The 25,401-nt window shown below is 72.3% G+C and carries 3 protein-coding genes; all 3 read left to right on the forward strand.

The window, feature by feature from the left end; genetic code table 11:
* The first annotated feature begins 67 nt into the window (after window positions 1-67).
* Genes OG609_RS40505 through OG609_RS40515 form a run of 3 tightly spaced genes read left to right on the forward strand, consistent with a single transcriptional unit; the run spans window position 68 to window position 25,390 of the window.
* Window positions 68-23,911: a non-ribosomal peptide synthase/polyketide synthase gene (locus OG609_RS40505; protein ID WP_327277364.1), complete on the forward strand. Its 23,844-nt coding sequence runs from the start codon at window positions 68-70 to the stop codon at window positions 23,909-23,911.
* Between the two features lie 5 nt (window positions 23,912-23,916).
* The gene (locus tag OG609_RS40510) at window positions 23,917-24,132 is read left to right on the forward strand and encodes an MbtH family protein (protein ID WP_093896554.1); all 216 of its coding nucleotides are present in this window, start codon (window positions 23,917-23,919) and stop codon (window positions 24,130-24,132) included.
* 10 nt (window positions 24,133-24,142) lie between these two features.
* A complete protein-coding gene (locus OG609_RS40515; RefSeq protein ID WP_327277365.1) occupies window positions 24,143-25,390 on the forward strand; it encodes a cytochrome P450 in 1,248 nt (415 codons plus the stop codon).
* The last annotated feature ends 11 nt before the right edge of the window (window positions 25,391-25,401 follow it).

The following is a 25,401-nucleotide window of genomic DNA, read 5'->3' on the forward strand; positions in this document are numbered from 1 at the left end:
TCACCGCGGTCGGCGCGTCTCGGCGCGCCCTGCGCACACGCCTGCCCACACTCCTGGAGGTACCCCCATGTCCCGTCGCGATGGCGACTCCTTTCCCCTGACGGCGGCCCAGCGTGAGATCTGGCTCGCCGAGCAGCGCGCGCGGACAGCGCTCGACGCCTACCGCATCGGCGAATACCTGGAGGTCCACGGCCCGGTTGACGCCGAGCTCGTCGAGACCGCGCTGCGTCGGGTCGTCGACGAGATCGATGCGCTGCACGTGACCTTCGTCCACGACGGGCAGGAGCCACGCCAGGTCGTCCGTGCGGCATGGGACTGGGAACCGACCCGGCTCGACCTGAGCTCGGAGCCCGAACCCCGGGCGGCGGCCCTGGCATGGATGGCCCGGGACCGGATGCGTCCGCTGGACCTCACCCGCGATCCGCTCTTCAGCTTCGCACTGATCAGCCTCTCGCCGGTGCACCACCTCCTGTACCAGAACCACCACCACCTGGTGATGGACGGGTTCGGCCTCTCCCTCGTCCGGCGGCGGGTCACGCGGATGTACACGGCGCTGGCCTCGGGCGGCCCGGTTCCGCCGTCGCCGCTCCGTTCGCTGGACGAGCTGCTCCGCAGTGAGGCCGACTACCGCGCCTCGGGGCAGTGCGCCTCCGACCGGTCGTACTGGACGGAGCGGTTCGCCGACCGGCCGGAACCCACTCAGTTCACCGGCCGAGCTTCGCGTGGCGGGAGCGGGCTGCGTTCCTCGGTGGAACCGGCGGTGCTCCGCGTGGACGCGCTGCGAGCGGGGGGAGCGGATTCCGAAGTCCACTGGTCCCGCCTGCTGATCGCCGCGGCGGCTCTCTACGCGCACCGGCTCACCGGGGACCGGGACGTTCTGATCGGCCTTCCCGTCACCGGGCGCGAGGGGGCCGAACGCGCCTTGATGTCCACGCCCGGCACGATGGCGAACGTGGTGCCCCTGCGCCTGCCAATGCGACCGGACATGCGGTGGCAGGACCTGGTCGCCGAGGCAGCACGGGAGGCCGACGCGGCCCTCGCGCACCAGCGTTACCGCAGCGAGGACCTGTTCCGGGACCTCGGTGTTCCCGGTCCCCCGCGGGCGGCGTTCCCACTCGTCGTCAACATCTTGGTCTTCGACTCCGCGCCGAGCTTCGCCGGGCACCCCGCCACGCTGCGCTACCTGCTCCCGGAACCGACCACCGGGCTGGCCCTCTGGATCACGGGCCGACGGGGAGACAACGAACTCCGGGTCGAACTCAAGGGTGCGCCCCAGACCTGGAGCGACGACGAACTCGCCGTCCACCAACGACGGCTGATCACGCTGCTGGACACCGTCGCGGACTGCGGCCCGCAGGAGTCGGTCGGCCGGATCGGTCTGCTCGCCGCGGACGAGGAGCGTGAGCTGCTGGCGCTGGGCGCCGGTCCGGTGGCCCGGGCCTCCGTCGAGAGCCTGCCGGAGGTGTTCCGGGCGCAGGTGCGGGCGACGCCGGACGCGGTCGCGGTGGTGGGGCCGGACGCGTCGCTTACGTATGCGGAGCTGGACGCGCGGGCGAACCGGCTGGCACATGCCCTGATCGCCTGCGGGGCCGGGCCGGAGCGGCTGGTCGCGGTGGCCCTGCCCCGCTCGGCGGAACTGGTGGTGGCCATCCTTGCGGTGCTCAAGGCCGGAGCCGCCTGTGTTCCGGTCGATCCGGAGTACCCCGCCGCCCGGATCGGGTACATGCTCGACGACGCCCGGCCGGTCCTGGTGGTGACCGACTCCCGCACCCGCGACCGGTTGCCCGAGGCCGGTTCCGCCGAGCGGCTGGTGGTCGACGCCCCGGAGACCGCGGCCATGGTGGCGGGTTGCCCGGCAGCGGATCCTGAGGTGGCCGTGGAACCGGAGCATCCGGCCTACATCATCTACACCTCCGGTTCCACCGGGCGGCCCAAGGGCGTGGTGCCGACGTACGGCGGCCTGCTCAACCTCTTCGCCGACCAGCAGCGGGCACTGTACCCGCCCCTGCTCGTGGAACGGCGCCGGCTCCGCGTGGCCCTCACCACATCGGTTTCGTTCGACGCGTCCTGGAACCAGTTGCTCAGCCTGTTCGCGGGCCACGAGCTGCACGTCCTGGATCAGGCGACCTGGACCGACCCGGACGCCTTCGTCGACTACGCCGGGCGCTGCCGCCTCGACTTCGTCGAGGCCACCCCGTCGTACCTCCAAGTTCTGGTCGCACAGGGGATGTTGGACGATCCGCTGTGTCCCGTGATGGTCGCAGCAGGCGGGGAGGCCGTCCCGGATCAGCTGTGGGAGCGGCTGCGCGCGGCCGACGGGGTGTCCTGCGTGAACCTCTACGGGCCGTCCGAGTGCACGGTGAACTCGGTCGTCGCGCCGCTGGAGTCGAGCCGGCGCCCGGTGATCGGCCGGCCGGTCGGCAACACCCGGCTCCATGTGCTGGACGGCGCGCTGCGGCCGATGCCCACGGGCGAGGCGGGTGAGCTGTACATCGCCGGCGCAGGCCTGGCACGGGGCTACCTGAACCGGCCGGGTCTGACCGCCGAGCGTTTCGTGGCCGACCCGTTCGGGCCGGCCGGCTCGCGGATGTACCGCACCGGCGACCTGGTGCGGTGGGGCTCGGACGGGAACCTGGAGTTCCTCGGCCGTACCGACGACCAGGTCAAGGTCCGGGGATTCCGGATCGAACTCGGCGAGATCGAGGCCGTGCTTGTCGAGCACCCGCAGGTCGCGCAGGCCGCCGTTGTGGTGCGTACCGAAGAGGACACCCGGCTGGTCGCCTACGTCGTTCCGGCACCCGGCACCACGGTGGCCGTGCCCGCGCTGCGCGAGCACCTGCGCGAGCAGCTGCCGGAGTACATGGTGCCCACCGCGTTCGTGATGCTGGACGCACTCCCGCTGACGCCGAACCGGAAGCTCGACCGACGGGCCCTTCCGGCCCCCGAGCAAGCCTCGGCCGCCCCGGGCCGCGCACCGCGCACCGCGACCGAACACCTACTGGCCGGGCTGTTCGCCGAGGTGCTCGGGGTGTCCGTGGCCGGGCCGGACGACAGCTTCTTCGACCTCGGCGGGCATTCGCTGCTGGCCACCCGGCTGGTCGCCAGGGCACGGTCGGTGCTGGGCGTGGAGCTGAGGCTGAGTGACCTGTTCGACGCACCGACGGTGGCGGAACTGGCGGCGGCGGTGGACGGCGCGGGCCGGGCGCGGCCGGCGCCGGGGCGGCGCGAGCGGCCCGAGCGGCCCGAGGCGATCCCGCTGTCCTTCGCGCAACGCCGGTTGTGGTTCCTGCACCGCATGGAGGGCCCGAGCGCCACATACAACATCCCGCTGGCGCTGCGGCTGTCCGGCGACCTGGACCAGCGGGCCCTGGAAGCCGCTCTGGCGGACGTGGTCGAGCGGCACGAGAGCCTGCGCACCGCCTTCCCCGTGGTCGACGGGGTGCCGTGCCAGCGGGTGATGGACCTCGAGGCGGCACGGCCGCGACTGCGGGTGACCGAGGTCGGCGAGGGCGACCTGCCGGATCGGCTGGTGGCGGCGGCCCGGCACGGCTTCGAGCTCTCCGAGGGACCGCCGCTGCACGCCGAACTGTTCCAACTGGGAACCGACGAGCACGTGCTGCTGCTGGTGGTGCATCACATCGCCGGTGACGGCTGGTCGATGGGACCACTCTCACGGGACCTGGCGACCGCCTACGCGGCCCGGTCCGAGGGGGCGAAGCCGGAGTGGTCTCCGCTGCCGGTCCAGTACGCCGACTACGCCCTCTGGCAGCGGGAGCTGCTCGGGGAAGGCACTGACCCGGACAGCCTGCTGAGCGGTCAACTGGTTTACTGGCGCGAGCAGTTGGCGGACATGCCCGAGCAGGTCGAGCTGCCGTTCGACCGGCCCAGGCCGACGGCGATGTCCCACCGGGGCGCCCATCTGCCGGTGCGGATCGACGCCGAACTGCACCAGGGCCTGCGCGCGCTCGCCCGCGACGGCGGGGCCAGCCTCTTCATGGTGCTCCAGGCCGGGCTGGCCGCCCTGCTGGGCAAGCTCGGCGCGGGCACCGACGTCCCGATCGGCACGCCGATCGCCGGACGCACCGACGAGGCCGTGGACGACCTGGTCGGCTTCTTCGTCAACACCCTGGTGCTGCGTACCGACCTCTCCGGCGACCCGTCGTTCACCGAACTGCTGGGCCGGGTGCGCGCCGACGCGCTGGCCGCGTACGCGCACCAGGACGTGCCGTTCGAGCACCTCGTAGAGGCGTTGAACCCGACCCGGTCGCTGGCGCACCACCCCCTGTTCCAGACCATGCTCGCGTTGCAGAACGCTCCGCTCGGCACGTTCGACCTGCCGCGGCTGCGGGTGGAAGCAGACCTGGTGCACACCGGGACGGCCAAGTGCGACCTGACCTTCATGCTGGCCGAACAGCCCGACGAGGACGGGCTGTCGGGCCTGGTGGAGTACAGCACCGACCTGTTCGACGCAGCCACCGTGGAGGGGATCGTCGATCGGTGGCTGCGGCTGCTCCGCGCCGTGGTGGCCACCCCCGGTCGGCCGATCGGCCAAGTGGACGTGCTGTCCGCCGACGAGCTCCGCGCGCTGCTGCCGGCCGTCGTCGACCGGAGCGGAGAGTTGCCGGAGAGCGGCATCACCACGCTCTTCGAGCAGCAGGTACGGGCGAACCCGGCGGCGGTCGCAGTGGTGAGCGGCGAAGTCACTCTGACATACGGCGAGTTGAACGCCCGAGCCAACCAGCTTGCGCACGCCCTGATCGCCCGGGGCGTGGGACCGGAGCAGCTGGTGGCGCTGGCCCTGCCGCGCTCGGCCGAGCTGGTAGTGGCGGTCCTCGCGGTCCTCAAGGCGGGAGCCGCCTACGTTCCGGTGGACCCGCAGTACCCGGCCGCCCGGATCGCCTACCTGCTTCAGGACGCCCGGCCGTCGTTGCTCGTGACGACGGGTGGGATCGGTGAACTGCCGGGCGCAGACCCGGTGGAACGGCTCCTGCTGGACGCCGCCGACCTGGACGGACTGCCGGGCACCGACCCGGAGATCCCCCTCGATCCAGGCCACCCCGCCTACGTCATCTACACCTCCGGGTCCACCGGCAACCCCAAGGGCGTCGTGGTCCCGCACCGGAACGTGGTGCGGCTGTTTGGCACCACCCAGGAGCTGTTCGACTTCTCCGCCAAGGACGTCTGGACCCTCTTCCACTCCTACGCCTTCGACTTCTCGGTGTGGGAGCTGTGGGGCCCGCTGCTGTACGGCGGCCGTCTGGTGGTCGTGGACCACGAGACCAGCCGCTCGCCCCACCGGTTCCTGGAGCTCCTCGCACGTGAGCGGGTGACGGTGCTCAACCAGACGCCGTCCGCCTTCTACCAGCTGATGCAAGCGGACGAGGAGGCACCGGAGACCGGCCGTTCGCTCGCCCTGCGCACCGTGGTGTTCGGTGGCGAGGCGCTGGAGCACACCCGGCTGACGAGCTGGTACGAGCGACACCCGGACGACGCGCCGCTGCTGGTCAACATGTACGGCATCACCGAGACCACCGTGCACGTGACCTACGCCGCGCTCGACCGGTCCGGCGCCGCCGGCCAGGTCGGCGCGGCCATCCCGGACCTGCGTACGTACGTGTTGGATGCCCACCTGCGGCCGGTGCCCCCGGGCGTGCCCGGCGAGCTGTACGTCGCGGGCGCCGGGCTGGCCCGGGGGTACCTGAACCGGCCCGGTCTGACCGCCGGGCGCTTCGTGGCCGACCCGTTCGGGCCGGCCGGTGCGCGCATGTACCGCAGCGGCGACGTCGTGCGCCGGTGTGCCGACGGCAGCCTGCGGTTCGTGGGCCGGGCCGACGACCAGGTGAAGGTTCGCGGCTTCCGGATCGAACTCGGCGAAATCGAGGCGGCGCTCGCCGCGCACCCCGGAGTCACCCAGGCCACCGTCCTGGCCCGGCGGGACCGGGCCGACGACACCCGGCTGGTCGCGTACCTGGTGGCCGCCCCGGGTGCCGCCCCGCGCTCGGCCGAACTGCGCGAGCACCTGCGGGAGCGGCTGCCGGAGTACATGGTGCCGGCCGCGTTCGTCACGCTGGAAAGCCTGCCGCTGACCGCCAACGGCAAGCTGGACCGACGTGCGCTGCCCGCACCCGACCTCGCTCCGACGAACACCGGCCGCGCGCCGCGTACGCCGCAGGAGCAGATCCTGTGCGAGCTGTTCGCCGAGGTCCTCGGGGTGGCCGAGGCCGGTGTCGAGGACAGCTTCTTCGATCTGGGTGGACACTCGCTGCTGGCGACCCGCCTGACCGCCCGGGTCCGCGCGACCCTGGGAGTGGAGCTGGAGCTGCGCACCCTGTTCGAGACCCCGACCCCGGCCGGCGTGGCCTCCGCCCTGGCGGGTGCCCGCCAGGCGCAGCCGGCCCTGGTGCCCCACCCGCGTCCCGAACGGATCCCGCTGTCGTTCGCGCAGCGGCGGCTCTGGTTCCTGCACCAGCTGGAGGGTGCCGACGCGAACTACCACATCTCCCTGGCATGGCGGCTGTCCGGGAACCTGGACCGGCGGGCCCTGGCAGCCGCCCTGGCGGACGTGGCGGCCCGGCACGAGAGCCTGCGCACCGTCTTCCCGGTGGTGGACGGCGTGCCGTACCAGCAGGTGCTGGACGTGGTGGCGGCCCGCCCGCGGCTGGACGTGGGCCGGACCACCGAGGCCGGGCTGCCGGGTGTGCTGGCGACCGCGAAGGATCGTCCGTTCGACCTGGCGGTCGATCTGCCGCTGCGCGTCGGGCTGTTCGAGCTGGCGTCGGACGAGCACGTGCTCCAGGTGGTGCTCCACCACATCGCGGGTGACGGCTGGTCCCTTGGCCCGCTCGCGCAGGACCTGACCGCCGCCTACGCGGCGCGCTGCCGCGGCGAGGAGCCACAGTGGGCGGAGTTGCCGGTCCAGTACGCCGACTACACCCTGTGGCAGCACGAGCTGCTCGGCGACGCAACCGAACGGGAAAGCCTGTTCGCCCGCCAGACGGGCTACTGGACCAGGCAGTTGGCCGATCTGCCGGAGCAGCTCCGGCTGCCCGTCGACCGGCCCCGCCCGGCGGTCGCCTCGCACCGGGGCGGCCTCGTGCACGCCGGGCTGGACGCGGAGCTGCACCGCGGCCTGCGCGAGCTCGCCCGTGTGCACGGGACCAGTCTGTTCATGGTGCTTCAAGCCGGGCTGGCGGCGCTGCTGAGCAAGCTCGGCGCGGGAGACGACATCCCGGTCGGCAGCCCGGTCGCCGGCCGGACCGACCAGGCACTCGACGAGCTGGTCGGCTACTTCGTCGACACCCTGGTGTTCCGTACGGACACTTCGGGCGATCCGACGTTCGCCGAGCTGCTGGGCCGGGTGCGGGACACCGCGCTGGCCGGGTACGCCAACCAGGACCTGCCGTTCGAGTACCTCGTAGAGGCCCTCAATCCGGTGCGGTCGCTGGCGCATCACCCGCTGTTCCAGGTCATGCTGGTGCTGCAGAACGCGCCCCGGGCCGACTTCGCCCCGCCCGGGCTGCGCGTCGACGAGGTGGAGCCGACCACGACCACGTCCAAGTTCGACCTGGTCTTCTCGCTGTCCGAGCGGCACGCCGGAGACGGCTCCCCGGACGGGATCGACGCGTTCGTCCAGTTCGCGAGCGATCTGTACGATCCGACCACCGTCGATACGATGGTCGCGCGCTGGATGCGGCTGCTGAGGGCGGCCGTCGCCGACCCGCAGCAGCGGCTCGGCCGCGTCGATCTGCTGTCCGTCGAGGAGCGCTGCGAGCTGCTGCCCGCCGTCGAGGGCGAGGCGGTTGCCGCGAGCCTGCCGGAGATGTTCGCGGCGCAGGTGGCGGCGACGCCCGAGGGCGTTGCTCTGGCCTCCAAGGGCACGGAGTTGACGTACAGTCAGCTGAATGCGTGGGCGAACCGGTTCGCGCATGCGCTGATTGCGCGGGGTGTGGGTGCGGAGCAGATCGTGGCGGTGGCATTGCCGCGGTCGGTGGAGTTCGTGGTGGCCGTCCTGGGCGTCCTGAAGACGGGAGCCGCCTATCTGCCGGTGGATCCGGCGTATCCGGAGTCGCGGATCGCGTTCATGCTGGAGGACGCACGGCCGACCGTTGTGGTCGACGACCCGGCGACGGTGGCCGACGTGTCCGAGCGGCCTGATACCGATCCTGCCGTCGTGGTGGACGCCCGGCACTCGGCGTACGTGATCTACACGTCCGGCTCGACCGGACGGCCCAAGGGCGTGGTGGTGAGCCACGCGGGCCTGCGGGGAATGGTGGCCGAGCAGGTCGAGCGGCTCGGCATCGACGCGGCCAGCCGGGTGCTCCAGTTCTCCTCGCCCAGCTTCGACGTCTCGCTGTGGGACCTGTGCGGCGCCCTGCTCACCGGTGCCACCCTTGTGCCGGCACCCGCGACCGAGCCGGTCTCCGCGCTGACCGACCCGAGCCTTGCTCTCACCCATGCGACGGTGCCGCCGTCCGTGCTGGCGGCGCTGTCGCCGGACGCGGTGGCCGTGCCGACGTTGGCGGTTGCGGGTGAGGCGTGCCCGCCGGAGCTGGTCGTGCGATGGGCGCCAGGGCGGCAGATGGTCAACGCGTACGGTCCGACCGAGACGACGGTCATCGCGACGATGAGCGAGCCGCTGTCGCCGGGGTCGGGCGTGCCGCCGATCGGCCGTGCCGTCGCCGGATTCCGGGCGTATGTGCTGGACCAGCGGCTGGGCCTGGTGCCACCGGAGGTGACCGGGGAGCTGTACGTCGCCGGCCCGGGGCTCGCGCGCGGCTACCTGAACCGGCCCGGGCTCTCCGCGGGGCGGTTCGTTGCCTGCCCGTTCGGCACGGCAGGTGAACGCATGTACCGCACCGGCGACCTGGTGCGCCGACGCGCTGACGGCCAGTTGGAGTACCTCGGCCGCGCCGACGACCAGGTGAAGGTGCGCGGCTTCCGGATCGAACTCGGCGAGATCGAGACAGCGCTGGCCGAACACCCGCAGGTCGGCCAGGTCGCGGTGATCGCCCGGAAGGACCAGGCGGAGGACACCCGCCTGGTCGCCTACCTGGTGCCCGCCACCGGCGCCGAGCTTCGGCCGGAGGAACTGCGCACTCACCTCCGGGAGTGGCTGCCGGACTACATGGTGCCCGCCGCATACGTCGCCCTCGACGCCCTGCCCTTGACCGCCAACGGCAAGCTCGACCGGCGTGCCCTGCCCGAGCCGGAGTTCACCGGATCGCGGGTCGGCAGGGCGCCGCACACTCCGCAGGAGCAGGTGCTGGCCGAGCTGTTCGCCGAGGTCCTGGGCCTGACGCAGGTCGGCGTCGACGACAACTTCTTCGACCTGGGGGGACACTCCCTGCTGGCCACCCGGCTGGTGGCCCGGGTCCGGGCGGCCCTGGGCGTCGAGCTGGCGCTGCACACCCTGTTCCGAACCCCGACGGTGGCCGGGCTGGCCGCCGTTCTGGGTGGCGCCGACCGAGCCAGGCCCGCCCTGGACCGGGCGGAGCGGCCCGAGCGGGTACCGCTGTCGTCCGCGCAGCGGCGGCTCTGGTTCCTGCACCAGCTGGAGGGCGCCGGACCGAGCTACAACATGCCGCTGGCATGGCGGCTCTCCGGACCGCTGGACCGGGTGGCTCTGGAGAAGGCGCTCGCCGACGTCGTCGACCGGCACGAGAGCCTGCGCACGATCTTCCCGGCGGCGGACGGCGTGCCGTTCCAGCAGGTGCTGGGCCCCGGGGCGGTGCGGCCGAAGCTGCGGGTCACCCCGGCCGGCGAGACGGACCTGCCGGAGCTGCTGGCGGCAGCCGCGGCGCGCGGATTCGACCTCGCCACCGAACCACCGTTGCGCGCCGAGCTGTTCGCGGCGGCGCCGGACGAGAACCTGCTGCTGGTGGTGGTCCACCACATCGCCGGTGACGGCTGGTCGCTGGGCCCGTTGTCGGCCGACCTGGCCACCGCCTACGCGGCGCGCTGCCGGGGCGAGGAACCGCAGTGGGCGCCGCTGCCCGTCCAGTACGCCGACTACACCCTGTGGCAGCACCAGCTGCTCGGCGACGCGGGCGACCAGGACAGCCTGTTCGCCCGCCAGGCGGCCTACTGGACGCGGACATTGGCGGACCTGCCGGAACAGATCCGGCTTCCTGCCGACCGCCACCGCCTGCCCGCTCCCACCTACTCCGGCGGTCACCTCGCGATCGAGCTGGACGCCGAGCTGCACGCCGGGCTCGTCCGCCTGGGCCGGGAGCACGGGGCCAGCGCCTACATGGTGTTGCAGGCCGCGCTGGCGGCGCTGCTGGACAAACTCGGCGCGGGAACGGACATCCCGGTCGGCAGCCTGATCGCTGGCCGGACCGACCAGGCCCTGGACGACCTCGTCGGGTTCTTCGTCAACACCCTGGTGCTGCGGACCGACACCTCGGGCGACCCGACCTTCGCCGAGCTGCTGGGCCGGGTCCGGGAGAACGCACTGGCCGCGTACGCGCACCAGGACCTGCCGTTCGAGCACCTCGTCGAGGCCCTCAACCCGGCCCGGTCGCTCGCCCGCCAGCCCCTGTTCCAGGTCATGCTGGCGCTGCAGAACGTGCCCCGCACCGAGTTCGCCCTGCCCGGCCTGAGCGCCGAGACCGTACTGGTGCGGACGCCCACGGCGATGTTCGACCTCGCCATCCACCTGCTGGAGCGCGGCGGCACCGGCGGGTCGGCCGAGGGCATCATCGGGAGGGTCGAGTACAGCACCGACCTGTTCGACCACGCCACGGTGGAGGCGCTGGTAGCCCGGTGGCTGCGCCTGCTGGCGTCGGTGGTTGCCGAGCCGGACCGGCCGCTGAGCCGGATCGACGTCCTTGCCGCAGAGGAACGGCACGAACTGCTGGTCGTGCGCAACGACACCGCGTGCCCGGCTCCCGCCGTCGGCCTGCCGTCCCTGTTCGAGGCCTGGGTCCGGGCGACCCCGCAGGCCCCGGCGGTGGTGTTCGAGGACACCTCGCTGACCTACCACGAACTGAACCGCAGAGCCAACCGTCTGGCGCACTCGCTGATCGCGCGCGGGGTGGCGCCGGAGCAGGTCGTCGCCCTGCGACTGCCACGCTCCCCCGAGCTGGTGGTCGCCGTCCTCGCGGTCCTCAAGACGGGCGCGGCGTACCTGCCGATCGACCCGGACTACCCGGCCGCCCGCATCGCCTACATGCTGGAGGACGCGCGACCGGCTGTGGTGCTCGACGACCTCGCGGCCGTCACACCGGCCGAGGAGCAGCCGGAGCACGACCCGACCGTCGCAGTGGACACGCGGCACCCGGCCTACGTCATCTACACCTCGGGCTCCACCGGCCGGCCCAAGGCCGTGGTGATGCCCGCCGCAGGGCTGCTGAACCTGCTTGCGTGGCACCACGGGGCCATCGGTGGTGAACCTGGCACGCGTACCGCGCAGTTCACCGCGATCAGCTTCGACGTCTCGGTGCAGGAGATGCTCTCGGCGCTGCTGTACGGCAAGACCCTCGTGGTGCCGACCGAGGAACAGCGCCGCAGCGCCGAACTGTTCGCCCGCTGGCTGGACCGGCACGCGGTCGAGGAGCTGTTCGCGCCCAATCTGGTGGTCGAGGCGCTGGCCGAGGCCGCCGAGGAGGCCGGCCTTGAGCTGCCGAACCTGCGGCTGATCGCGCAGGCCGGCGAGGCGATGAGGCTGGGCGGTGCCGTGCGCCGCCTCCAGGCCCGGGTACCGGGCCGGGTGCTGCACAACCACTACGGCCCCGCCGAAACCCACGTGATCACCGCCTACCCGTTGCCGGCCGACCCCGCCGACTGCCCACTGCCGGTGCCGATCGGCCGCCCGATCGCCAACTGCCAGGCGTATGTGCTGGATTCGGCCCTGCGGCCGGTCGCCCCCGGGGTGCCGGGTGAGCTGTACCTCGCCGGTACGGGACTCGCCCGCGGCTACCTGAACCGGCCCGGGCTCACCGCCACGCGGTTCGTCGCCAACCCGTACGGTCCGGCCGGTGGGCGGATGTACCGCACCGGTGACCTGGTCCGCTGGCGTGCCGACGGCGAGCTGGAGTTCGGCGGCCGCACGGACCACCAGGTGAAGGTCCGCGGGTTCCGGGTCGAGCCGGGCGAGATCGAGGCCGAATTGGTCGCGCATCCGGGTGTCGCCCAGGTTGCGGTGCTCGCCCGGGTCGACCAGCCGGGCGAGAGCCGGATCGTCGCGTACGTGGTGCCCACGACCGGGTCCGGGGCGACGGCTGCGGCGCTGGCGGCTTACCTGCGCGACCGGGTGCCGGACTACCTGGTGCCGTCGGTGTTCGTGTTGCTGGATGTGCTGCCGCTGACGGCGAACGGGAAGCTGGACCGGGCGGCACTGCCCGCGCCCGAACCGGGGACGGTCGGGAGCAGCCGCGCGCCGCGCACGCCGCAGGAGCAGATCCTGTGCGAGTTGTTCGCCGAGGTGCTGGGCGCGTCGCGGGTCGGGGTCGAAGACGACTTCTTCGACCTGGGCGGGCACTCCTTGCTCGCCACCCGGCTGGTCTCGCGGGTCCGGGCGACCCTCGGCGTCGAGCTGGAACTGCGCAGCCTGTTCCGGACGCCGACGCCCGCCGGGCTCGCGGCCGGGCTGCCCGACGCCGGCACCGCGCGGCAGGCTCTGGTTCCCCAGCCCCGCCGCGAACCCATGCCGCTGTCGTTCGCGCAGCGCCGGCTCTGGTTCCTCCAGCAGTTCGGGACGCCGAGCGCCACCTACCACATGCCGCTCGCCCTGCGGCTGTCCGGCGACCTCGACCAGGCCGCGCTGAGTGCCGCGCTCGCCGATGTGGTGGCCCGGCACGAGACCCTGCGCACGGTCTTCCCGCTCACTGCCGACGTTCCGCACCAGCGGGTGCTCGACGCCGCCGAGGTCGCCGTCCCGCTGGCGGTGCGCGCGGTCGGCGAGGCGGAGGTTCCTGCTCTGCTGCGCGAGGCGGCGGTGCGGGCGTTCGACCTGACGTCGGAACTGCCATTGCGGGCGGAGCTGTTCGAGCTCGCACCGCAGGAGCATGTGCTGCTGGTGGTGATGCACCACATCGCCGGTGACGGCTGGTCCATGGCTCCGCTGGCCCGCGACCTCGCCGCGGCCTACGCCGCCCGGCGGGGCGGTGGGACGCCCGAATGGCCTCCGCTGCCGGTGACGTACGGCGACTACACCCTGTGGCAGCACGAGGTGCTCGGCGACGAGCACGACACGGACAGTGTGTTCGCGCGCCAGGTCGCCTACTGGACCGAGGCGCTGGCCGGGCTGCCCGACCAGCTGCATTTGCCGGTCGACCGGCCGCGTCCGGCCGCCATGTCGTACCGCGGCGACCTGCTGGACGTCCGGATCGACGCCGAACTGCATGCGGCTTTGGTGGAGTTGGCGCGGCGCACCGGCACCAGTCTGTTCATGGTGTTTCAGGCGGGCCTTGCCGCGTTGTACACGCGGTTGGGTGCGGGGACGGACATCCCGATCGGCAGTCCGATCGCGGGGCGCACGGACGAGGCGCTGGACGATCTGGTCGGGTTCTTCGTGAACACGCTGGTGCTGCGCACGGACACGAGCGGTGATCCGAGTTTCGCCGAGTTGTTGGGGCGGGTGCGGGAGACGGCGCTGTCGGCGTTCGCGCATCAGGATGTGCCGTTCGAGCACCTGGTGGAGGTGCTGAACCCGTCCCGGTCGCTGTCCCACCACCCGCTGTTCCAGACCGGGCTGGTCGTACAGAACGCGCCGGGGGGCGACTTCGACCTGCCCGGCTTGAGGGCCACCGGGATGGCCGTGCCCACCGGGACCTCCCGGCTCGACCTGACCTTCGGCCTGGCGGAGCAGCACGGGTCCGACGGCGCGCCGGCCGGCCTGAGCGGTGCGGTCGAGTACAGCGCCGACCTGTTCGACCGCTCGACGGTGGAGACCCTCTTCGCCCGGTGGACCAGGCTGCTGGCCGCGGTGGCGGCCGCACCGGACCGGCCGATCGGCGGAGTCGACCTGCTGTCCGACGAGGAGCGCCGCGAGCTGCTGCCCGCCGCCGAGAGCGGGACTGCCGCCACGAGCCTGCCGGAGATGCTCGCGGTGCAGGTGGCGGCGACGCCGGATGCGGTCGCGCTCGTCTGTGGCGATGTCGAGTTGACGTATGGTCAGTTGAATGTTCGGGCGAATCGGTTGGCGCATGCGCTGATCGCTCGGGGTGTGGGTCCGGAGCAGATCGTGGCGGTGGCGTTGCCGCGGTCGCCGGAGTCGGTGGTGGCGGTCCTGGGCGTGCTGAAGGCCGGGGCCGCGTACCTTCCGGTGGACCTGTCGTACCCGCGGTCGCGGATCGCGTTCATGCTGGACGACGCTCGCCCGACGGTGGTGATCGACGATCCGGCGATGGTGGCCGGGGGAGACTGGCCGGACACCGATCCGCAGATCGCGCTCGACGTCCGGCATCCGGCCTATGTGATCTACACGTCGGGCTCGACCGGCCGGCCCAAGGGCGTCGTGGTGAGCCACACCGGCGTGCGGGGCATGGTGGCGGCGCAGGTCGACAGGCTCGGCGTGACGGCGGGCAGCCGGGTGCTCCAGTTCGCCTCGCCCAGCTTCGACGCATCGTTCTGGGACCTGTGCAGCGCCCTGCTCACCGGTGCCGCCCTCGTCCTGGCCCCGTCCGAGGCCCCGCTGGAGGCCCTGACGGACCGCCGGCTCGACGTCACCCATGTGACGCTGCCGCCTTCGGCCCTGGCTGCGCTGGACGGCGCCGACGTCACGGCCGCCACCTTGGTGGTGGCGGGTGAGGCCTGCCCGCCGGAGCTGGTGGCCCGGTGGGCGCCGGGGCGCCGGATGATCAACGCGTACGGTCCGACGGAGACGACGGTGTGCGCGACGATGAGCGACCCGCTGTCCCCGGGGTCGCGCGTGCCGCCGATCGGCCGTCCGATCGCCAACGCTCGGGTGTACGTCCTGGACGAGCGGATGCGGCCGGTGCCGCCGGGTGTGGTGGGGGAGTTGTATGTGGCGGGCGCCGGGCTGGCGCGCGGGTACCTGAACCGGGCGGGGCTGACGGCCGGACGGTTCGTCGCCTGCCCGTTCGGCACGGCAGGTGAACGCATGTACCGTACGGGCGACCTGGTGCGCCGGCGCGCCGACGGTGAGCTGGAGTACGTCGGCCGCGCCGACGACCAGGTGAAGGTGCGCGGCTTCCGCATCGAGCTCGGCGAGATCGAGGCAGCCCTGGCCGAGCACCCCGCAGTCGCCCATGCCGCCGTCCTCGCACAGGACGACCGGCTCGTCGGCTACGTGGCAGCGCGTCCCGACGCTGTCGTACGGCCGGCGGAGCTGACGGCGTATCTGCGCGACCGGGTGCCGGACTACCTGGTGCCGTCGGTGTTCGTGTTGCTGGATGTGCTGCCGTTGACGGCGAACGGGAAGCTGGACCGTGCAGCGTTGCCCGCGCCCGAACCGGGGACCGTCGGGAGCAGCCGCGCGCCGCGCACGCCGCAGGAGCAGATCCTGTGCGAGTTGTTCGCCGAGGTGCTGGGCGCGTCGCGGGTCGGGGTCGACGACGACTTCTTCGACCTGGGCGGGCACTCCCTGCTCGCCACCCGGCTGGTCGCACGGATTCGCTCGGTGCTCGGCGTGGAGCTGGGGTTGCGCGCGCTCTTCCAGGCGCCCACTGCGGCGGGAGTGGCCGAAGCGTTGGCCGAGGCCGGGCGCGCCCGCCCGGCGCTGACGGCGCACGTACGGCCGGAAGCGGTACCGCTTTCTTTCGCCCAGCGCCGGCTCTGGTTCCTGCACCGCATGGACGGCACCGCCGCGACCTACCACATTCCGCTGGCGCTTCGGCTGACCGGGACGCTGGACACAGCGGCGCTGAACGAGGCGCTCGCCGACGTGGTGGCCCGGCACGAGAGCCTGCGGACGGTGTTCCCGGAGGTCGACGGCGTACCACGCCAGCGTGTCCTGGATCCAGGCGCGACCCGGCCCCGGGTGCGGTTGACCGAGGTGTCGGAAGCCGAACTGCCGGATCGGCTCGCCGAGTTCGCCCAGCAGCCTTTCGACCTGGCGGTGGAACTGCCATTGCGGGCGGAGCTGTTCGCGCTCGCACCGCAGGAGCATGTGCTGCTGGTGGTGATGCACCACATCGCCGGTGACGGCTGGTCCACCGGCCCGCTGGCCCGCGACCTCGCCGCGGCCTACGCCGCTCGGCACGAGGGTCGCACACCGAGCTGGCCCGTCCTGCCGGTGCAATACGCCGACTACACGCTGTGGCAGCGCGACCTGCTCGGTGACGCCGCCGATCCGGAGAGTCGGTTCGCCGAACAACTCGGTTATTGGAAGCGGCAGTTGTCCGACCTGCCGGAGCTTCTCCAGCTGCCCGCCGACCGGTCGCGGCCGGCCGTCGCACGCTGGCACGGAGACCAGGTCGGCCTGGAGCTGAGTCCCGAACTGCATGCGGCTTTGGTTGAGTTGGCGCGGCGCACCGGCACCAGTCTGTTCATGGTGTTTCAGGCGGGCCTTGCCGCGTTGTACACGCGGTTGGGTGCGGGGACGGACATCCCGATCGGCAGTCCGATCGCGGGGCGCACGGACGAGGCGCTGGACGATCTGGTCGGGTTCTTCGTGAACACGCTGGTGCTGCGCACGGACACGAGCGGTGATCCGAGTTTCGCCGAGTTGTTGGGGCGGGTGCGGGAGACGGCGCTGTCGGCGTTCGCGCATCAGGATGTGCCGTTCGAGCACCTGGTGGAGGTGCTGAACCCGTCCCGGTCGCTGTCCCACCACCCGCTGTTCCAGACAGTCTTGGCCGTGCAGAACGCTCCGATGGGCCGCTTCTCGCTGCCCGGCCTGGACGTCGCCACCTACGCAGTGCCCACCGCAACCGCCAAGTTCGACCTCGGTGTGAACCTCGCCGAACGGTTCGGGCCGGACGGAAGGCCGGCCGGGATCGTCGGCGCTGTGGAGTACGCAACCGACCTGTTCGACCGGGATACGGTCGCCGCCCTCGCCCGGCGCTGGACGCTCCTGCTGGAGGCGGTCACCGCCGACCCGGAGCAGCCGATCGGGGAGATCGACCTCCTCGACGCCGGTGAGCGTCGCCGAATCCTGGAGAGTGGTAACGCGACCGCCCGTGAGGTGGGCGCCGTCCCGGTGCCGCAGGCGTTCGCGGTGCAGGTGGCGGCGACGCCGGATGCGGTGGCGCTCGTCTGTGGCGATGTCGAGTTGACGTACGGGCAGTTGAATGTTCGGGCGAATCGGTTGGCGCATGCGCTGATCGCTCGGGGTGTGGGTCCGGAGCAGATCGTGGCGGTGGCGTTGCCGCGGTCGCCGGAGTCGGTGGTGGCGGTCCTGGGCGTGCTGAAGGCCGGGGCCGCGTACCTTCCGGTGGACCTGTCGTACCCGCGGTCGCGGATCGCGTTCATGCTGGACGACGCTCGCCCGACGGTGGTGATCGACGATCCGGCGATGGTGGCCGGGGGAGACTGGCCGGACACCGATCCGCAGATCGCGCTCGATGTCCGGCATCCGGCCTATGTGATCTACACGTCGGGCTCGACCGGCCGGCCCAAGGGCGTCGTGGTGAGCCACACCGGCGTGGCGAGTCTGGTCACCGCCCAGATCGAGCGGTTTGCGATCGAACCCGACAGCCGGGTGCTCCAGTTCGCCTCGCCCAGCTTCGACGCTTCGGTGTCGGAAGTCTTCACCGCCCTGCTGTGCGGCGCGGCCCTGGTGCTTCCTCCTGCGGCCGATCCGGTCGCCGCGCTGATGGACCAGGGCATCGCGGTCACCCATGTGACCGTGCCTCCGTCCGTCCTGGCCGCCCTGTCGGAGGACACGGTGACCGTGTCGACGCTGGTGGTGGCGGGTGAGGCCTGCCCGCCGGAGCTGGTGGCCCGGTGGGCGCCGGGGCGCCGGATGATCAACGCGTACGGTCCGACGGAGACGACGGTGTGCGCGACGATGAGCGACCCGCTGTCCCCGGGGTCGCGCGTGCCGCCGATCGGCCGTCCGATCGCCAACGCTCGGGTGTACGTCCTGGACGAGCGGATGCGGCCGGTGCCGCCGGGTGTGGTGGGGGAGTTGTATGTGGCGGGCGCCGGGCTGGCGCGCGGGTACCTGAACCGGGCGGGGCTGACGGCCGGACGGTTCGTCGCCTGCCCGTTCGGCACGGCAGGTGAACGCATGTACCGTACGGGCGACCTGGTGCGCCGGCGCGCCGACGGTGAGCTGGAGTATGTCGGCCGCGCCGACGACCAGGTGAAGGTGCGCGGCTTCCGCATCGAGCTCGGCGAGATCGAGGCAGCCCTGGCCGAGCACCCCGCAGTCGCCCATGCCGCCGTCCTCGCACAGGACGACCGGCTTGTCGGCTACGTCGTCCCGCGCCAGGCGGCGGTGCGGGACGGTGGCCTCGAAGCGGAACACGTGGGCGAGTGGCGGGACATCTACGATGCCCTGCCCATCGTTCCCGAGGAAGCCGCCTTCGGTCAGAACTTCGTCGGCTGGAACAGCAGTTACGACGCGAGCCCGATTCCGATCGAGCAGATGCGGGAGTGGCGGGACGCCACCGTGGCGCGCGTCCTGGCCCTGCGCCCCCGCCGGGTGCTGGAGGTCGGCGTCGGCACCGGCCTTCTCCTCTCGCAGATCGCACCGCACTGCGAGGCCTACTGGGCGACCGACTTCTCCGCCACCGCGATCGACGCGCTGGCCGCCCAAGTGGCGCGGGAGGAGCGGCTGGCCGAGCGTGTGGTCCTGCAGACCCGCCCGGCGCACGACATCGACGGGCTGCCGGTCGGGCGGTTCGACACCATCGTGCTGAACTCGGTGGTGCAGTACTTCCCGTCCGCCGACTACCTCGCCGACGTGATCGACCGGCTGATGCGGCTGCTCACCCCCGGCGGCGTGCTCTTCGTCGGCGACATCCGCAACCTGCGGCTGCTGCGCCCGTTGGCCACGGCCGTCCAGCTCCACCGGGCCGCCGACGGCGCCGAGCTGCTTTCAGTGCGCCGTGCCGTGGAGCAAGCCCTGCTGGTGGAGAAGGAACTCCTGGTCGACCCGGACTTCTTCACCGTCCTGCGCGACCGGGGCACCGTCGGTGCCGTGGCCGTGGAGGTCAAACGCGGCCGGCACCACAACGAGCTCACTCGCTACCGCTACGACGTCACGCTGCACAAGCAGCCGGCCGTCCCGATGGCACCGGCCGCGCCGCAGGAGCTGGCGTGGGGCCGAGAGATCGCCGACCTCAAGGAGGTGCGCGAGCTGCTTGCCCTGCGCAGCGAGGACCCGGTGCGCATCACCGGGGTGCCGAACCGGCGCGTCGCCCGCGAGGCAGCGCTGGCCCGGGCGGTGCAGAACGGGGACGGCACGCTCGCCGAACTGCTGGACCGGCTGCACGGCCCGGACAGCGGCGACTTGCCCGACCCGGAGGATTTCCGTGAGCTCGGCGACGAACTCGGCCGCCGGGTGGACGTCACCTGGTCGGTCGGCGCGCCCGACGCCCTGGACATCGTCATCTCCGACGTGCCGGGAGACGCCCCCGTCGAGGCCTACCGGCCGCTGCGACCGTCCGGCACCGCGTTGTCCTCGCTCACCAACCGCCCGACCGGAAGCCGCGCCACGGGCGCCCTCGTCGGCGAACTCCGCGACCGGCTGCGCGACCGCCTGCCCGACTACCTCGTGCCGTCGGCCTTCGTCGTCCTGGACGCACTGCCGCTGACCGCCAGCGGCAAGGTCGACCGCCGCGCACTGCCCGCCCCCGACCTGGGGACGGCCGCGACCGGGCGTGCGCCGCGCACCCCGCAGGAGCAACTGCTCGCCGATCTCTTCGCCGACGTGCTCGGGCTGCCCAGGGTCGGCGTCGAGGACAGCTTCTTCGACCTCGGCGGGCATTCCCTGCTGGCGACCCGCCTGGCCTCCCGGGTCCGGGCGGCCTTCGGCGCGGAGCTGGAAGTTCGCACGCTTTTCGAGCACCCGACCGTGGCCGCCCTGGCGGCCCGCCTCGACGGCTCGGTCACGGAGCGGCCCGCGCTGACCGCCCGTCCGCGGCCCGAGCGGATCCCACTGTCCTTCGCCCAGCAACGCCTCTGGTTCCTGCACCGTATGGACGGGCCGAGTGCCACCTACAACATGCCGCTCGCGCTGCGCCTGGACGGCGAACTGGACCGGGCGGCGCTGCATGCCGCGCTCGCCGACGTGATCGCCCGGCACGAGAGCCTGCGGACGGTCCTGCGCGAGGCGGACGGCGTGCCGTACCAGCTCGTGCTGAGCGCGGACGAGGCCCGCCCCGAGCTGCCGGTCATCGAGATCGATGAGGTACGGCTGTCCGGCCGGCTGGCGGAGGGGGCCGGGCGTGGCTTCGACCTGGCCGCCGAACCGCCGATCCGCGCGGAGCTCTACGCGCTTGCCTCCGACCGGCATGTACTGCTGCTCGTGGTGCACCACATCGCGGCCGACGGCTGGTCGATGGGCCCGCTCTCCCGCGACCTGGCGACGGCATACGCGTCCCGCTGCCGGGGCGAGGAACCGCAGTGGTCCCCGCTGCCGGTGCAGTACGCCGACTACACCCGGTGGCAACGCGATCTGCTTGGCGACGCCGCCGATCCGGACAGCCTGTTCGCCCGACAACTCGCCTATTGGAGCGAGGAGCTGACCGGGCTGCCGCAGCGGCTGCAACTGCCCGCAGACCGGCCCCGGCCGGCTGTGGCCTCCCAGCTGGGCGGTCGGCTCGCCGTCCGGCTGGACGCCGAACTGCACCAGGCATTGCGGGACCTGGCCACCTCGCGCGGCGCCAGCATGTTCATGGTGCTCCAGGCCGGCCTGGCCGCGCTGCTCACCCGGCTCGGCGCCGGCACCGACATCCCGATCGGCAGTCCCATCGCCGGGCGCACCGACCAAGCCCTGGACGACCTCGTGGGGTTCATGGTCAACACCCTGGTGCTGCGCACCGACACGAGCGACGACCCCGGCTTCGCCGAACTGCTCGGCCAGGTACGGCAGAAGGCGCTGTCCGCGTACGCCCACCAGGACGTGCCGTTCGAGTACCTGGTCGAGGTGGTCAACCCGGCCCGATCCCTGTCGCACCACCCGCTGTTCCAGATCATGCTGGCTCTGCAGAACGCGCCATGGGGCGAGTTCACGCTGCCGGGGCTGTCGACCGGCTACCTGGAGGCACCGACCGGCACCGCGCGGGTCGACCTGACGTTCAGTCTGGCCGAGCAGTACCGACCGGACGGCAGCCTCGACGGCATGGTCGGTGCGGTGGAGTACGCCACCGATCTGTTCGATCCGGCCACCGTGGAGCTCCTGTTCGCCCGCTGGGCGCGGTTGCTGCGCGCGGTGGTTGCCGACCCCGACCGGCCGATCAGCCGGATCGATATCATGTCCGGCGAGGAACGCCACCGGCTGCTCTCCGAGTTCAACGACACCGCCGCCGAGCTGCCCGAGGCCGCGCTGCCGGAGCTGTTTGCCCGCCAGGTACGAGCCACCCCCGACGCGGTGGCCGTCGTGGCGAGCGGCACCGAGCTGACCTATCGGGAGCTCGACCTGCGGGCCAACCGCCTCGCGCGAGCACTGATCCGCCAGGGCGTGGCACCGGAGAAACCGGTGGCGGTGATGCTGGAGCGCTCGGCGGACCTGGTCGTGGCGATCCTGGCGATCATCAAGGCGGGCGGCGCCTACGTGCCCCTCGACTCGCGCTTCCCGCAGTCCCGCATCGACCTGATCCTCCGGGAGGCCGGGGCCGCGCTGGTGCTCACCGAGGACGTGGTGGCCACACTGATGCGGTCCGAGTCCGATTCGTCCGACCCTGACGTCCCATGTGACCCTTGGCAGTTGGCGTACGTGATGTACACCTCCGGCTCGACCGGGCGACCGAAGGGCGTCGCCGTCACCCACCGCGACGTGGTGGCCCTCGCGCTGGCCCCCGACTGGCGCGGCGGCGGACACGAGCGGGTGCTGCTGCACTCCCCGACCGCGTTCGACCTCTCGACGTACGAGCAGTGGGTGCCACTGCTCGGCGGCGGCCGGGTCGTCGTCGCACCGCCCGGCCGGCTCGACATCGACCTGCTGCACCAGGCGGTCAGCGAGCACCAGGTAACCGGACTGTGGCTGACGGCCGGCCTGTTCCGCCTGGTCGCAGAGGAGCGGCCGGGCCTGCTCGCGGGGGTCCGCGAGGTGTGGACCGGCGGTGACGTGGTCTCCCCGGCCGCCGTCGCCCGGGTGCTGGCAGCCTGCCCCGGTCTTGAGGTGGTCAACGGCTACGGGCCGACCGAGGCCACGACCTTGGCCACCTGCCATCCGGTCCGTACCCTCCCCGAGCACGCTGCGACCGTGCCGATCGGCCGGCCGATGGCGAACATGCGTGCCTACGTGCTCGACGCGGGGCTGCGGCCGGTGCCGCCGGGCGTGGTCGGTGAGCTGTACCTCGCGGGGGTGGGCGTGGCCCGGGGCTACGTCGGCCGGCCCGGCCTGACGGCACAGCGGTTCACCGCCGACCCGTACGGGCCGGCCGGGGGCCGGATGTACCGCACGGGCGACCTGGCGGCGTGGCTGGCCGACGGCACACTGGAGTTCGCCGGACGGGCCGACCACCAGGTCAAACTGCGCGGCTTCAGGATCGAGCCCGGCGAGGTCGAGGCGGTGCTCGCGAGTTGCCCGGGCGTCGCCCAGGCAGCCGTCGTCGCCCGGGAGGACCGGCCGGGCGACAAGCGGCTCGTCGCCTACGTGGTGCCCGCTTCCGAGGGTGCGCCCGAGGCGGGTGAGCTGTTCGACCGGCTGCGCCGCGAACTGCCCGAGTACATGGTGCCGTCGGCGTTCGTCACCCTGGACATGCTGCCGTTGACCGCCAACGGCAAACTGGACCGGGCCGCCCTGCCGGCCCCCGACTACGGTGCGCCGGGCACCGGGCGCGGCCCGCGGACGCCGCAGGAGGAGCTGCTGTGCGACCTGTTCGCCGAGATCCTCGGCCGGGAGCAGGTGCGCATCGACGACAGTTTCTTCGACCTGGGCGGGCACTCGCTGCTGGCCGCCCGCCTGGTCTCCCGCGTCCGCGAGACCCTCGGCGTCGAGGTCGGACTGCGCACCCTCTTCGAAGCGCCGACCGTGGCCGGGCTCACGGAACGCCTGGTCATGAACGATCCCGGCGAAGCGTTGGACGTGCTGCTGCCGCTGCGCACGACCGGGAGCCGGACACCGCTGTTCTGCATCCACCCCGGCGGCGGCATCAGCTGGTCGTACAGCGGGCTGCTGAACCACATCGGTCCCGAGTACCCGGTCTACGCGATCCAGGCGCGCGGCCTCGGCCGCCCCGAACCCCGGCCGACGTCCTTCGAGGAGATGGCGGCCGACTACGCCGACCAGATCCAGAAGATCCAGCCCGAGGGCCCGTACCTGCTGCTCGGCTGGTCTGCCGGTGGGCTGATCGCCCAGGCGATCGCCTGCGAGCTTCAGGCCCGCGGCGAGCGGACCGCGCTGCTGGCGATCCTCGACGCCTACCCGGTGAAGGACGTGCAGTTCGAGGAGCTGCCCGTGCCCACCGAGCGGGACGTGCTCGTCGGGGTGCTCGACTGCGACCTGGACGAGCTGGGCGACCGGCCGCTGACCTACGGCGAGGTCGCCGAGATCCTGAGCCGGCGGGGCAGCGCACTGGCCGGCCTGACGGAGCAGCAGATCGAGGTCATCGTCCACATCATGATCAACAACGCCAAGCTGGCGGTCGACTTCGTCCCTGTCAGGTTCGACGGAGACCTGCTGCTCTTCAACTCCACGATCGACCGGGGCGCCGACAACGCCGGGCCCGGGACCTGGCGCCCGTACATCGCCGGCCGGATCGAATCGCACGAGATCACCACCCGGCACGACCGGATGACCCAAGCCGGCTCGCTGGCCCAGATCGGCCCGATCCTGGCCGCCAAGCTTGCCGAGGCCACCGGTGACACCCCAACCCGCAACCAGGAGGACTGATTCCCATGACCAACCCCTTCGAGAACCAGGACGGCACCTTCCTTGTGCTCGTCAACCAGGAGAACCAGCACTCGCTGTGGCCGCAGTTCGCGGACGTCCCCGCCGGCTGGACCGTCGCCCACGGCCCCGACACCCACGCCGCCTGCCTGGAGTACGTCGAGCAGACCTGGACCGACATGCGGCCAAAGAGCCTAGTCGACGCCATGGACGCCCAGCGGTAGCGCGGCCGACATGACCTCCACCGATACGCTGGACGAGGCCCGCGGCACCGCGGGCCTCGTCCAGCCCGGCGACCTCGCCGCAGCGCTGCAAACGCCCGAGGCCCGCCGGGACCCATACCCGTTCTACGCCCGCATGCGGCGCGAGAGCCCGGTCCACCGCAGCACCCAGGGCATCTGGTACCTCACCCGGTACGCCGACGTCGAGGCGGCCCTGGGAGACCTTCGGCTGTCCAACGACCGGGACCGGATGACCCGCGCCTACGGCGCGCTCGGCGGCGACCTGAAGGCCTTCAGCAGGCTCACCGACCGGCTCGGCCGGGTGATGAGCAACACCGACCCGCCGGACCACGCCCGGCTGCGCAAGCTGGCCAACCGTGCCTTCACCGCCCGGCGCGTCGAAGCCCTGCGCGACGGCGTCCAGCGGATCGTCGACCGGCTCATCGACGAGGCGGTCGCGGCGGGGTCGACCATGGACCTGATCGAGGCGGTCGCCTCCCCGCTGCCGCTGTCCGTCATCTGCGAGCTGTTCGGCATCCCACCCGAGGACCGTCCGCAGGTCAACACATGGTTCCGCCGCCTCGGCCGGCTGAGCGAGGACATCGACAAGTCCGAGGCGGCGATCGAGCAGTACGAGGAGTACCTCGCCCGACTCGTCCGCCGACGCCGGGCAGACCCGGGCGACGACCTGATCAGCGCCTTGGTCGCGACGCAGGCGCAGGACGACCGGCTCACCGACTCCGAACTGCTGTCCACCTGCTTCGTCCTGATCACCGCGGGCGACGAGACCACCACCCACCTGGTCGGCAACGGTATGCTCGCCCTGCTCCGCCACCCCGACCAGCTGGCCCGGCTGCGCGAGGACCCGGCGCTGATCCGCACCGCCGTCGACGAACTGGCCCGCTACGACACGCCGACCCAGGCAATCGTCCGGGTCGTCGCCGAGGACGTCGGGATCGGCGGGCGGACGTTGCGCGAGGGCGAGCTGGTGTACCTGTTCCTCGCCGCCACCAACCGTGATCCCGAGCGCTTCGAGGACCCCGACCGGCTCGACCTGTCCCGCCCCGGCAACCGGCACCTGAGCTTCGGCAACGGCCCGCACTTCTGCCTCGGCGGTCCGCTGGCCAAGCTCCAGGCAGAGGTGGCCATCGGCACGCTGGTCCGTCGGCTCCCGCACCTGCGGCTGGCCGACGGGGTGGCCCTCGAATGGCGGCCCAACCCACTGCAACGGCGGCTGAGCGCCCTCCCACTCAGCTACTGACACATGAACGA

It is taken from the genome of Streptomyces sp. NBC_01224 (assembly GCF_036002945.1).
Lineage (GTDB): Bacteria > Actinomycetota > Actinomycetes > Streptomycetales > Streptomycetaceae > Streptomyces.